Source organism: Nonomuraea sp. NPDC050680, assembly GCF_040654555.1.
Taxonomy (GTDB): Bacteria; Actinomycetota; Actinomycetes; order Streptosporangiales; family Streptosporangiaceae; genus Nonomuraea.
The window spans coordinates 91,534-104,996 of record NZ_JBFAIF010000028.1 but is presented as its reverse complement, the minus strand read 5'-3'; the positions used below and the strand labels follow the sequence as shown (position 1 = coordinate 104,996).

The window sequence follows — 13,463 nt, the reverse complement described above, 5'->3', positions numbered from 1 at the left end:
GTCGGGCAGCGCGGCGTTGGGGAACTTGCCGATCTGGTACGGCGAGCGGTCCACGGCGTGCACGATCCGCAGCGGCTCTCTCATCCGGAAGGCGTCGTTGACCGCCCACTCCACCGCGGCCCGCGCGGTCGTCGAGCCATCCACCCCTACTATGATCATGATCTCTCCTCCTTCGTCACCTCTCCATCGGACCCGCTCGCGGGGGCGTCGCCATAGGGCCGGAAGTCCGTCGGACAGGACCCGAAGGACCCTGTTTGCCCACGTGAGAGGGTGCGTAGCCTCGGTGGCATGGCAGCCATCGACCTGACCGGGCTCCGTGCCGTCGTCTTCGACACCGACGGTGTGGTCACCGACACCGCTCGCGTGCACGCGTCCGCGTGGAAGCACGTGTTCGACGCCTTCCTGCACGGCCGTTCCACCCCGTTCGACATCCGTGCCGACTACCTGCGCTACGTCGACGGCCGATCGCGCCTGGACGGGGTCCGCACCTTCCTGGCCTCCCGTGGTATCTCCCTGCCCGAAGGCGGGCCGCAGGACGAGCCGGGCGCGCCGACCGTACACGGGCTCGGTCTGGCCAAGGACGCGCTGTTCGTCCAGGAGATCACCGAGCATGGGGTGGCCGCCTTCCCCTCGACCGTCGCCTTGCTGCAGGAGTTGCGGCGACGCGGGTGCCGTACCGCCGTGGTGTCGGCGAGCAGGAACTGCCGCGCGGTGATCGCCTCGGCGGGCCTGAGGCACCTGTTCGATGTGCTGGTCGACGGCGCCGAGGCCGCCCGGCTGGGCCTGCCGGGAAAGCCTGACCCGGCGTTGTTCCTGGAGGCCGCCCAGCGTTTGGAGCTTCCAGCGGGCGAGGTGGCGATCGTGGAAGACGCGCTGCCCGGTGTCGTAGCCGGACGCAGAGGTGCCTTCGCCCTGGTCGTCGGGGTGGACCGGACGGGCTCGCAGGCGGCCGCCATGCGCCGCGCCGGAGCGGACGTCGTGGTGACGGACCTGGCCGAGCTGGCCGTCACCGGCCGCGCCCGTGTCCTACCGCGTTGACATGCCTTCCGGCTCCTCCGGCTTCCGATGCGGTAGACCGGACGACAACAAGGTCAGAGAGGAAGACATGGTGATTCCCGCACCCTCTGGGTTGTCGTCCGCGGAGGCGGCCGTGCGTCTGGAGCGGGACGGGGCCAACCTGCTCCCGCAGAAGCCGCCCGTTCCGTTGTGGCGGCGGGTGCTCGCCCAGCTTCGCGATCCGCTGATCGTCGTCCTGCTCGTGGCGGCGGCGTTGACCATCGTCACGGGCGACTGGAGCGACACCGCCGTCATCCTGCTCGTGGTCGTGGTCAACACCTCCGTCGGGGTCGCGCAGGAGATCCGCGCCGACCGGGCCATCACGGCATTGTCACAGCTCACGGCCCCGGTGGCCCGGGTGATCCGCGACGGGTCCCAGGTGCGGGTTCCGGCAGCCGATGTCGTCGTGGAAGATCTGCTGGTGCTGGCCGAAGGCGACATCATCGTGGCCGACGCCAGGGTGGTGGAGTCGGCGGCCCTGCTCATCGACGAGTCGTCCCTGACCGGCGAGTCGGCGCCGGTGGACAAGGCCGACGGCGATCCGGTCTCCTCGGGCACCGTCGTGGTGCGAGGGCGTGGCCGGGCGGTGGTCACGGCCGTCGGAGCGGCCAGCGCGAGCGGCCGTATCGCGTCCATGATGGTCAAGGGAGCCGCTCTGACGCCGTTGCAACAGCGGCTGATGGGAGTGGGCCGCCTGCTGGCCGGCGTCACGGTGTTGCTGTCCGCGGTGGTGCTGGCCCTGGGGCTGGTCCGCGGGCAACCGATCGAGCTGATGGTGGTGACCGCGATCAGTCTGGTGGTCGCGGCCGTGCCCGAGTCGCTGCCCGCCGTCGTGACCTTGAGCCTGGCCTTGGGAGCTCGCCGGATGGCCGCGCGCCACGCGCTCGTACGCAGGCTGCCCGCCGTGGAGACGCTGGGCTCGGTGACGGTGCTCGCCACCGACAAGACCGGGACTCTCACCGAGGGCCGGATGGTCACCCGGCACCTCTGGACCCCCACGGGGGAGGCCACGATCACCGGCTCCGGATACGCGCCCGACGGCGAGGTCGTGGTCGACGACTCCCTCGACGGAGCGAGCCTCAGCGACCTGCTGACGGCGACCGTACTGTGCAATGACGCGCGGCTGTCGCCGCCGCAGGACATCGACGAGGAGTGGACGGCGCTGGGCGACCCGACCGAGGCGGCCTTGCTCGCCGCCGCCGCCAAGCTCGGCCTGGACCGCAAGGAACTGCAGGGGCGTTTCCCGCGCGTCGCCGAGCGTCCGTTCGACAGTGAACGCAAGCGGATGACCACCGGGCACCGCCTGCCCGGCGGAGGCAGCCGGGTGATCTGCAAGGGGGCACCCGAAGCGCTGCTTCGCTCCCCTGTCCTGATCGACGACCCGGCGCTGCTGGCCCGCGCGGCCGAACGGGCCGAGCAACTCGCCCAGGCGGGATATCGGGTGCTGGCGGTGGCGAGCGCCGACCTGGACACCGTTCCAGAGACGACGCTGGAGAGCGGCTTGTCGCTGCTCGGACTGGTCGCGATCCTGGATCCGCCGCGTCCGACGGCGTCCGCCGCGATCGCCGCCTGCAAGCAGGCCGGTATCAGACCGCTCCTGATCACCGGCGATCACCCCGGGACCGCCCGAGCCGTCGCCACCGAGCTGGGCATCATCGCGGCCGGCGACCCGGTCGTGGACTGCCGGGATCCCGGAGCACCCGATCAGGCCGGGGCCGGAGTGTACGCGCGTGCCACCCCGGAACAGAAGCTCGAGATCATCGAGGGGCTGCGGGATCGCGGCGAGACCCTCGCCATGACGGGTGACGGCGTCAACGACGGACCGGCGCTACGACGCGCCGACATCGGCGTGGCCATGGGCAAACGCGGCACCGAAGTCGCCCGCCAGGCCGCCGACCTCGTGCTCGCCGACGACAACCTGGACACCGTTGTCGCGGCTGTCGAGGAGGGCCGCCGGGTCTACGCCAACATTCGCCGGTTCCTGGTCTACGGCCTCTCGGGCGGAGCCGCCGAGATCGCGGTGATGCTGCTGGGACCTTTCGCCGGCCTCGCGCTTCCCCTGCTTCCCGCGCAGATCCTGTGGATCAACCTGCTCACGCATGGGCTGCCGGGCGTGGCCCTCGGCGGCGAGCCGACCATACCCGGAGCCATGACCACCCCACCACGGCCGCCCAGCCAGAGCATCCTGGGCGCCGGGCTGTGGCAGCGCGTGATCCGGATCGCCGTCGTACTGACCGCCGTCACCCTGGGCGTCGCCGTCTGGGCCCACCAGACGGGGCGTCCGTGGCAGAGCATGGCCTTTTTCGCGCTTGGCGCCACCCAACTCGGCGTCGCACTCGGTTCCCGCACCAGGCCCGGCTCGCTGGCCAACCCCATGCTGCTGCTCGCCGTCGCCGGTGCGTTCGCCCTGCAGCTCGCCGGCCTGTACGTGCCGCCGCTGCGCGAGCTGCTCGGCACCGAGCCGCTGCCCCCGGGCGACCTGTTGATCGTCACCGCGCTGTCCGCCCTCGGCTACGCCGCCGTCCGGCTTGATCGGATCCTGCACCCCTCCGTCGGCGCGCCACCTGATCATCACGGTGACGCGGCTGGTCATCGTGGGCGTGAGCTTGCCCAATGATGACCAGCGCCTGCGTGCGACGATCACGGGCGGGGGGACATGATGGGGAACATGGGGTCAGGCAGCCGATTCGACGCTTTCCGTGCCCTGGCTGAGCGTCGTGGGCGTCCGGGCGTTCGGCTGCTGGAGTCTTTGTCCGAGGCGGCGAAGGCCGGGCAGGGGCCTGCCGAGGTGTGGGCGCCTGAGGTCGCCGAACGGTTCGGCCTGCCGGCGGCGGCGGGGCTCGGGCCGGCCAGTTTCTACGCCGATCTGGCGGCTCCGCACGGTCGCCGTCATGTGCGGATCTGTACCGCCGCAGCATGTTTCGCCGCCCGGGCGGGCCGGCATCTGTCCGAGGTGGAGGGAGTGCTCGGCGTTCGGGCAGACCAGGTCGATGCGGACGGGGAGGTCTCGCTGCAGGGCGTCCGGTGTCTTGGCTACTGCTACGCGGGCCCTGCTTGTCTCGACGGCGACACCCCGTGTACCGGCCCGACGCTCGCCGACCAGCTCTCCGGCCGCGCGGAACCTCATGCTCCCCCGATACCGGCCGTCGATGCCACCGGCGCTCCCGTGCTACTGGCCGGTGTCGTCGAGGGAGCGGACGCCTGGCAGGTGTGGCCCGGCATCGTGCGGACGCGCACGCCTGAGCAGGTCCTTGCCGAGGTGTCGGCCTCCGGCCTGCGCGGGCGCGGAGGAGCCGGGTTTCCGGTGGCCGCCAAGTGGGCCGCCGCGGGCGGTTCGCCTGACACTGTGGTGGTGGCCAATGGCGATGAGGGTGATCCGGGCTCCTACGCCGACCGGCTGTTGATGGAGGCTGATCCGGGACGGGTCCTGGAGGGGCTGGCGCTGGCGTGTTTCGCGTGCGGGAGCCGCCGTGGCGTGATTCTGGTCCGGTCGGAGTATCCGCGCGCGCTGGCCCGGATGCGGGTCGCGGTCGAGCAGGCACGCGCCGGCGGGCATCTGGGGCGGCGCGTCCATGGCACTGATGTCGATCTCGATGTCGAGGTGGTCGAGGGCTCGGGTTCTTATGTCGCGGGTGAGGAGACCGCCCTTGTCGCCGGGCTGGAAGGGGGGCGCGGTTGTGCCCGGCCGCGTCCGCCGTACCCGACGCGGCGGGGGCTGTGGGATGTCCCGACAGTGGTGAACAACGTCGAGACGCTGGCCGCGGTCCCGTGGATCGTCGCTCGCGGCGGGGACGCCTACGCCGCACGCGGTACACCGTCGGAGACCGGCACGAAGCTGGTCTGCCTGTCGGAGCGCTTCGCCCGGCCTGGCTGCTACGAGGTCGAGCTGGGCATGCCGGTGCTCAGGATCGTCGCCGAGCTGGGCGGCGGCCTGCGCGCGGGCTCGGATTTGACCGTCGTTCAGATCGGCGGGCCTCTGGGCGGCTTTCTCGCCGCCGACCAGCTCGACGTGCCGCTGTCGGAGGCAGACCTGGCCGGCCGCGGCGCGGCGCTCGGTCATGCCGGGCTGGTCGCCTTCGACCAGCACGTCGAACCCGAGCAGGTGCTGCGGCACGTCTGGGAGTTCGCCGCCGCGGAGAGCTGCGGGGCCTGCTCGCCGTGCCGGGTCGGGTCCCGCCGAGGCTTGGAGATCGTCCGGACCGGCGCACCGCCAGGTGAGGAGTACGCGCGGCTGCTCCGGGTCATGGGTGCGGCCAGCCTGTGCGCCTTCGGGCGGCGAGTGCCGGCGGCGGTACGCAGCCTCGCCCGCGCCTACGGCAACCGGCTGGCGGGGTGGGACCGGTGAGGGTTCAGGTCGACGGTGTGACCACTCACGTGGCCGATGGCGCCTCGGTGCTCGATGCTGTGCGCGCGGTAGGCGGCGAGGTGCCCACGTTGTGCAGCGATGACCGGCTGACCCCGGTTGGCTCCTGCCGTACGTGCCTGGTGAGATCCGGCGGAAAGGTGGTGGCCGCGTGCGTGACCCCGGCCACCGACGGCGCCCTGATCGAGGTCGCGGCCGACGATCTGCGGACGCTGCGCCGCGAGGCGGTCGAGCTGATCGTCTCGGCTCTGCCGTCCTACGCTCTTGACGGTGAGGCCGGCGGCGGCGAACTGGCCCGGGTCTGTCACTCGCTCGGGATCGCGCCGCGGGCCGCCCAAGGACTCGGCGGCCGGGGACGCGATGACAGCCATCCCTACGTCCACCTGGACCGGGATCTGTGCATCGCCTGCGGCCGGTGTGTGCGGATGTGCGCAGAGGTCCAGGGCACTTTCGCCCTTACCCTGGTCGGGCGGGGTGCCGACACGGTGGTCGCGCCCGGCACCGGCGGATCGTGGGCGGACTCCGATTGCGTCGCCTGCGGCGGCTGCGTCGACACCTGCCCCACCGGAGCACTCACCGAGCCTGGCCTGCCCATCGGTGGCAGGACACCGGAGCCGAAACCTACCCGCACCACGTGTGGCTACTGCGGGGTGGGCTGCTCGCTGGACGTGCTCACCCGCGACGGCGAGGTGATCGCGGTGCTGCCCGATCACGACGGCCCGGTCAATCACGGGCACGCGTGCGTCAAGGGCCGCTTCGCGCACGGCTTCCTGCGCTCGCCCGAGCGCCTCACCCGGCCGCTGCTGCGCCGCGCCGGTCGGCTGGAGCCGGTGAGCTGGCACGACGCTCTCGAACACCTCGCCCGAGGGCTCCGCGCCGCGGTCGCCGCGGGTGGCCCCGACTCGGTGGCGGCGATCTCCTCGGCCCGAGCGACCAACGAAGAGAACTACCTGATCCAGAAGTTCATGCGCGTCGTGATCGGCACCAACAACGTCGACAACTGCTCCAGGCTGTGCCATGCCCCATCAGCCGCCGGATTGACCGCGACGTTCGGCCTGTCCGGCGGCACCGACTGCTTCGACGACGTGGAGAGCGCCGACTGCCTGCTGGTGGTGGGCGCCAACCCCGTCGAGGCGCATCCGGTGGTCGGCGCACGTCTGCTCCAGCGGGTCCTGCGCGGGGCACGGCTGGTCGTGGCGGACCCCCGGGTGGTCGGTCTGGCCCGCAACGCCGACGTTCACCTGCGGCCCCGGCCCGGTACCAACGTCGCCCTCTTCCACGGGCTGGCCCACGTGCTGCTCGTCGAGGGCCTGATCGATGAGGAGTTCCTGCGCCGCCGAGCCACCGGCCTGCCTGAGCTCACCGCGCTGCTGGCGGGCTACTCCCCCCGGCGGGCGGCCGAGATCACCGGCGTCCCGGCCGAGGACATCGTCGCCGCCGCCCGGCTCTTCGGACGGGCGGAACGACCGGCGATCATCTACGGACTGGGCGTCACCGAACACCTGCACGGCACCGACGGGGTGCGCACCCTGGCCAACCTGGCGATCCTGCGCGGAGCGGTCGGGACCGACCGCGGCTTCGGCGTGAACCCACTGCGCGGCCAGAACAACGTCCAGGGCGCCTCCGACATGGGCGCGCTCCCGGATCTCCTGCCCGGGTACGGGAAGGTCACCGACCCCGCCGCTCGTGCCCGAGCCGAGCGCGTGTGGGGTAGGCCGGTCCCGCGGCGACCCGGACTGCGCATCCCCGAGATGTTCGGCGCCGCCCGCGCCGGGGAGTTGCGGGCGCTGTGGGTCATCGGCGAAGACGTGTGCGCCACCGACCCGGACAGCACGCACGTCATCCAGGCGCTGGAGGGCTGCCCGCTCGTCGTCTGCAACGAGCTGTTCCTGTCCGAGACCGCCCGCAGGGCCGACGTCGTGCTCCCGGTCGCCTCCTGGCTGGAGAAGGAGGGCACCTTCGTCAACTTCGACCGTCGCTTCCAAAGGGTGCGAGCCGCCCTCGACCCGCCGGGAGCGGCGATCACCGATTTCGAGGTCGTCCACGCACTCGCCGCGGTGCTCGGCGCCGATCTGGGATGTCCTACACCGGCGCAGGCGCTGGCAGAGTGCGGCCGCATCGCTCCCGTCTTCGCGGGGCTGTCTCATGAGCGCCTCGACCGTGAAGGCGCTGTCGCGTGGCCGTGCCCGGACCCCGACCGGCCGGGGGAGGCCACCCTCTACCGGGAACGCTTCGCCACGCCCGACGGTCGTGCTCAGCTCAACGCCGCGCCCTATCTGCCGCCGGGCGAGCGGCCTGACGACCGTTATCCTCTGGTGCTGGTCACGGGACGGCGCTGGGCGCACTACAACTCCGGCGGCATGACCCGGCGCACGGACAATCTCCGGCTCGACCCCGTGGACAGGCTCGACGTCCACCCCGCCGACGCGGCCCGCCACGGCCTGCGCGACGGCGACCCCGTCGTGGTGGAGAGCCGCCACGGCCAGGCCAGGCTGGTCACCCGCACCACCGACGATATGGCGCCGGGCCAGGTCTTCTGCGCCTTCCACTTCCCCGCAGGCGGCGTCAACACCCTCACCTCCGGTTGGGGTGACGCCGTGACGTCGTGCCCCGAATACAAGGTCACCGCCGTGCGACTGACGGCGCCGTCCACGCCGGACTAAGGCAAGCGAGACAGGGCCAAGAGTTTCATCTCCGGTGGGTCTCATCTCATCGGCTGGGGGGAATGGCGCATGGAGCGGGAAATTCCTGTTCCAGGAGGCGGTGGTGAGCGATCGATACGCTGGTCGGCCCATTCTGGTCGGCTACGACGATTCGCCTGAGAGCCATGAGGCGCTGCGCTGGGCGGTCGAAGAGGCGCGGCTACGTGGGCTCCCTGTACTGGTCTGCCATGCTTTGCACTGGCCCTATGCGCTCAGGCCCGTCGCACAGGAGATCCTCACGCAGATCGAGCAAGTCGCCCTCGGCGTCGTGGACGATGGCGTCCGCCGTGCCCGAGCCCTGGCTCCGGACGTGGATGCCCAGCCGCTGCTGGGAAGAGGTACGCCCTCGGCCGTGCTCCTGGAGGCCACCCGCGAGGCGGAGATGACCGTGCTCGGCTCTCGCGGGCGGGGCGGGTTCGATGGCCTGCAGGTGGGGTCGGCCGCCGTGCAGGTGCCCGCGCACAGTGTCAGGCCGGTCGTCGTCGTACGGCCCCTCCCGCAGCCGAGCGGCCAGGACGTCCGGGTCGTGGTCGGCATCGACGGCTCCCCCGCGAGCCTGGCGGCCTTCGATTTCGCTCTGGACGAGGCCGCGCTGCGTGGCGGCACCGTGACGGCCCTGTGCTGCTGGGGAGATTGCCGATCATCGTCGTGGCAGGAGCCGCTTCCCTTCGTGGATTCGCACGCGCTGCGCAAGGGAGCGGAGGCCCGCTTCCATGAGGTCGCATCCCAGCTGGCTCGCCGGCACCCCGACGTACCGGTCAGGACGGACTTCGTGAGCGAGCGGCCCCAGCGAGCGCTGATCGACTCGGCCAAGGACGCCACGCTTCTCGTGCTCGGCACCCGGGGAAACGAGTCACCCGCCTGCCTTCTGCTGGGACCGGTCACCCAGACCGCGCTGCTCGAAGCCTGGTGCCCGGTCGCGGTGATCCCCACCGCCAATCTGAGACCGCTGTTCCCACCGGGATGAACCGCCGCGGCGTGGTGCCCGGCCTACCGCGACCCCGGCTCTCATGCCAGCACGTCGGGCAGCGGGCGCCGGACGGATTCCTTGTCGTCGAAGGTGATCCCCAACCGCATGATCATCTGCGGGTACTCCTGCGAGCACAGCTCCTGCCTGAGGAACTCGCGCAGGTGGTACATCTCCAGCGCCTGGGTGTGGAAGGCGGCGCTGACACCGTACGCGGAGGCGTGCAGAAGGACGCTCTGCAGTGCTTGTCCCGTCGCGATCCATTCCTCCCGGGTGTCGCCCGGAGTGGTGAGCAGAGCCACGACTCCGGTGGCCGTGGAAGCACTCTGGTCGGCATCGCTGCCCCAGTCGTGGCGCCAGGCGTAGTCGCGCTGCGGGAAGTGCGGGTCGGTCCGGGCCGCCTGGCGCGGGTAGCCCTCGGCCGGCACGCCGTCCTTGCGGGCGCTGCCCGGCGGCCGGGCCCAGCGGATCACCTCCAGGCTGAGCACCCGGTCCTGGGACTGCGCCGCCTGCGCCGCCTGAGTGAGCGCCGCGATGACACCCACCGCGGCGGGCGAGCCGACCGGCGTCAGCCTGGCCCCCTCGCACCTCGCGTCCTTGACCAGCCCTTCGACCAGCCGTTCGGGCACGGGCAGGTCGGTGAACCCGGCCCGATGGGTGCGGCGCCGCTCGATCTCCACGCCGAGCGCCCGCGTGTTCTCGTCGGCCGCCACCTCCGTTCCCAGCCTGATCGTGGCCAGCAGCGAGGGACGGTCCGGGTCCGGCAGCACACGGACGGACGGCTCAAAACCCGCACATCGCAGTGCCGTACGGATGGTGAAAAGGGCGGCCCCGCAACTGATCAGCAACTCCCTGCCGGCGCTGTCGCCGACGAGCAGCTTCCTGGCGGTGTCGGCCCGCAAACTGATCTCATCACCGTGCACGCCGAAGGACCAGGGCTGCGTGTTGTGCACCGAAGGGGCCCAGCGAGCGGCCTGCAACGCCGCCTGGATGGCCTGCTCCCCATGCTGTGCCGTAGCGACCATGACAGCCTCCGATCAGTGATGACCCCAGCGCATCACATCGGGAAGGCGGCCGGGCAGGGCCGAAGGTCCTGCCCTGTTAGAGGCATCGGGCCCAAGGCGCGCCCCGCGCCCGGCTGCCGCGCCGCCCGCGCTGACCAACGACCATCGCCGCCGGGACTTACGGCCCTACCAGGCACGCCACCGCGCGGCTGTGCTGAAGGTAGGACAACAGCCGACGAGAAGGGCCGACCCGTGAAGCGCAGGACCGTCGCCGACGTGGTGACCGCCAAGGTCGTCACGGTCACCGGGGGAACCCACGTGGGAGGCCAGGTAGTCATGCTCGTACGCGAGGTCATGAGCAGCCCGGCCGTCACCGGCCGCGTCCTCGCGAGTCGGCCATGAACCCATGGGTCCTGTCCTACGAGGGTTTCGATCCGGCTTCCGAGGGGTTGCGTGAGGCCCTGTGCACGCTGGGCAACGGCCGTTTCGCCACGCGCGGCGCGACCCCTGACGGTGAGCTGCGGACACCGGGCACCTATGTAGCGGGTTGCTACGACCGCCTGGACTCCACCGTCGCTGGGCGGACGGTGACCAACGAGGATCTGGTCAACCTGCCCGACTGGCTGCCGGTCACCTTCGCCGCCCCCGGTTCGGCGTGGTTCCGCCCCGAGCGGGCCGACCTGCTGGACTACCGCCAGGAGCTCGACATGCGCCAGGGGATCCTGCACCGGGCGCTGCGCTGGCGCGATGAGTCGGGCCGCGTCACCGCGGTACGGCAACGCCGCCTGGTCTCCATGGCCGACCCGCGTCTGGCCGCCTTGGAGACCACCTTCACCGCCGAGAGCTGGTCCGGCCCGCTGCGCGTGCGCGCGGAGCTGGACGGCCGGGTGACCAACAGCGGCGTGGCCCGCTACCGCGAGCTGCGCGGCGACCACCTCACCGGCCATGACACCGGCGACCAGAACGGCCTGGCCTGGCTGACCGCCACCACCCGCTCCTCCCAGATCACCGTGGCGCTCGCCTGCCGTACCGACACCGACTCCCTCTCCCACGAGGTGATCCGCGAAGGGGACCGGATCGGCACCCACCACGTGCTCGACCTCGCGCGGGGCGAATCCGCCACGCTGACCAAGACCGTGGCCTTGGTGACCTCGCGCGACTCCGCCGTCCACGACGCCCGATCCGCGGCGATCCGTGCCGTACGGCGGGCTCCGCGGTTCGACGAGCTGCTCGCCCGGCATGTAGCGGCCTGGGAGCGCTTGTGGCGGGATGCCCGGCTGGAGGTGGCCGGCCCGGAGCTCGCGCAGATCGTTCACCTGCACATCTTCCACTTGCTCCAGACTCTCTCCCCGCACACCGTGGACCTGGACGTGGGCGTACCCGCCCGCGGGTTGCACGGCGAGGCTTATCGCGGGCACGTGTTCTGGGACGAGCTGTTCGTGCTGCCCTGGCTGAACCTGCGCTTCCCCGAGATCTCGCTCAGCCTGCTGCGCTACCGGTGGCGGCGCCTGCCCGAAGCCAGGGCCGCGGCCCGGGAGGCCGGATATGACGGGGCGATGTTCCCCTGGCAGAGCGGTAGCGACGGGCGCGAGGAGACCCAGACGCTGCACCTCAATCCCGTCTCGGGACGCTGGCTGCCGGACGTGTCCCATCTGCAGCGGCACATCGGGCTGGCCATCGCCTACAACGTGTGGCAGTACTACCTGGCGACCGGCTTCATGCCGCCGTGGTGCGCCGAACTGCTGATCGAGATCGCCAGGTTCTTCGCCTCACTGGCCGTGCTCGACCCCGCATCGGGACGGTATGAGATCCGCGGCGTCATGGGACCCGACGAGTACCACGAGCGCTACCCGGGCGCCTCCTCGCCCGGCCTGGCCAACAACTCCTACACCAACATCATGACCGTGTGGCTCCTGTCGCGCGCCCGAGACACCCTGGACCTGTTGCCCGAACTCGCGGCCTCCGCACAGGAACGAGCCCGCTGGGACGACATCACCCGCCGCATGCGGGTCGACTTCCACGACGGCGTGATCAGCCAGTTCACCGGCTACCCTGACCTGCTGGAACTGGACTGGGCACGCTACCGCGGCGTGCGCCGCCTCGACCGCGCGCTCGAAGCCGACGGCGACGACATCAACCGCTACAAGGCGGCCAAACAGGCCGACACGCTGATGCTGTGCTACCTGCTCACCTCCGACGAACTGATGGAGATCCTGGACCGGCTCGGCTACCCGGCCACGCCGGACCTGATCCCCCGCATGATCGGCTACTACCTCGGCCGCACCAGCCACGGCTCCACCCTCAGCGCCGTCGTACACGCCTGGGTACTCTCCCGCTCCGACCGGGCCCGCTCCTGGCAGTTCTTCGCCGAGGCGCTGTTCGGCGACATCAACGACATCCAAGGCGGCACCACCGCGGAGGGCATCCACCTCGGCGCCATGGCCGGCACCCTCGACCTGCTGCAGCGCTGCTATCTGGGCCTGGAAGCGCGGCGCGACGGCCTGCACCTCAACCCGCTCCTGCCCGACCGGCTCGGCGTCCTGTCACTGCCGATCCGCTTCCGCGGACATCAGCTCTTCATCGACGCCGATCATCGGCAGGCCCGCGTCAACGGCGTGGCGAGACTGACCTTTTCCAGCGAACCTTTCACCAGGGGGCAAGGAGAAACCATCATGACGAACACCGGCGACCTCGGACGTCGCATCACCTATCACCGCGTGCGACTCGGTCTGACCCTCGACCAGGTCGCCGAACGCGCGGAGATGTCACCCGGCTACCTCCAGTACCTGGAGGAACGCCCCGGCACACCCACCACAGAAACCATGTACCGCCTGGCCGGAGCGTTGGAGACCACCATCGACGACCTCCTCGGCGGAGGCGTCGATCGGCCGCCCGGCCGCGGCCGCGCCAAGGCGGCTCCGACGCTGGAGAGCCTGGACCCCGAAGAATGCCTCAAGCTGATCGAGCCCGGCGGCATCGGCCGGGTGGCGTTCAACGGCTCCCACGGCCCGACCGTGCTGCCCGTCAACTACAGACTCCACCACGGCTCCATCGTCTTCCGCACCGCGCCAGGCGGCCCCATGGACCAGGACCTGCGCACCGGCGCGGAAGGCGTGGAGATCAAGGTCGGGTTCGAAGTGGACCGGATCGACGACGCCCAGCGCGAGGGATGGAGCGTCCTCATCCAGGGTCCCGCCCACCACCTATCCCCCGACGAACTGCCGGAGGTCACCGATTCCGGCGTCACCCCTTGGGCGGGCGGCGAACGGCACCTGTACATCCGCATCGTCCCGCACCAGATCACGGGCCGCCGCATCCATCACCTTTGACGGTCATGCTCCAGGGAGGTCACCGTACCGGCGCTCGGGACT

The 13,463-nt window shown here is 71.2% G+C and carries 9 protein-coding genes; 7 read left to right on the top strand and 2 right to left on the bottom strand.

Translation table 11 applies throughout. The features are described 5' to 3' along the window. Positions 1–159: universal stress protein (locus AB0H88_RS47155; RefSeq protein ID WP_357656053.1), on the bottom strand; the 159-nt coding region annotated here is incomplete at its 3' end. 129 nt (positions 160–288) lie between these two features. On the opposite strand from AB0H88_RS47155, the gene AB0H88_RS47150 reads away from it, so the two are divergent. The 5 genes from AB0H88_RS47150 (at position 289) to AB0H88_RS47130 (ending at position 9,088) form a co-directional block, all read left to right on the top strand. After that, positions 289–1,038, top strand: a complete 750-nt coding sequence (locus AB0H88_RS47150; RefSeq protein WP_357656052.1) for an HAD-IA family hydrolase — start codon at positions 289–291, stop codon at positions 1,036–1,038. Positions 1,039–1,105: 67 nt separating this feature from the next. After that, the gene (locus AB0H88_RS47145; protein WP_357656050.1) at positions 1,106–3,673 is read left to right on the top strand and encodes a cation-transporting P-type ATPase; all 2,568 of its coding nucleotides are present in this window, start codon (positions 1,106–1,108) and stop codon (positions 3,671–3,673) included. Positions 3,674–3,724: 51 nt separating this feature from the next. Beyond that, positions 3,725–5,401 (top strand): NAD(P)H-dependent oxidoreductase subunit E, encoded by a 1,677-nt coding sequence (locus AB0H88_RS47140; protein ID WP_357656048.1) that lies wholly within the window; start codon positions 3,725–3,727, stop codon positions 5,399–5,401. Then, positions 5,398–8,082 carry a formate dehydrogenase subunit alpha gene (fdhF, locus tag AB0H88_RS47135; protein ID WP_357656046.1) on the top strand — a complete coding sequence of 895 codons (2,685 nt, stop codon included), beginning with the start codon at positions 5,398–5,400 and terminating at the stop codon, positions 8,080–8,082. Before AB0H88_RS47140 ends, fdhF begins: the two co-directional genes overlap by 4 nt. 103 nt (positions 8,083–8,185) lie before the next feature. After that, entirely contained in the window at positions 8,186–9,088 is a 903-nt protein-coding gene (locus tag AB0H88_RS47130; RefSeq protein WP_357656044.1) for a universal stress protein, read from the top strand. Between the two features lie 41 nt (positions 9,089–9,129). Here the strand turns inward: AB0H88_RS47130 and AB0H88_RS47125 are convergent, their stop codons facing one another. Beyond that, the gene (locus AB0H88_RS47125) at positions 9,130–10,113 is read right to left on the bottom strand and encodes a nitroreductase family protein (protein WP_357656043.1); all 984 of its coding nucleotides are present in this window, start codon (positions 10,111–10,113) and stop codon (positions 9,130–9,132) included. Between the two features lie 231 nt (positions 10,114–10,344). On the opposite strand from AB0H88_RS47125, the gene AB0H88_RS47120 reads away from it, so the two are divergent. Further along, positions 10,345–10,494: a hypothetical protein gene (locus AB0H88_RS47120; RefSeq protein WP_357656041.1), complete on the top strand. Its 150-nt coding sequence runs from the start codon at positions 10,345–10,347 to the stop codon at positions 10,492–10,494. Next, a complete protein-coding gene (locus AB0H88_RS47115) occupies positions 10,491–13,421 on the top strand; it encodes a pyridoxamine 5'-phosphate oxidase family protein (protein WP_357656039.1) in 2,931 nt (976 codons plus the stop codon). The genes AB0H88_RS47120 and AB0H88_RS47115 overlap by 4 nt, the downstream gene beginning before the upstream one ends. The last annotated feature ends 42 nt before the right edge of the window (positions 13,422–13,463 follow it).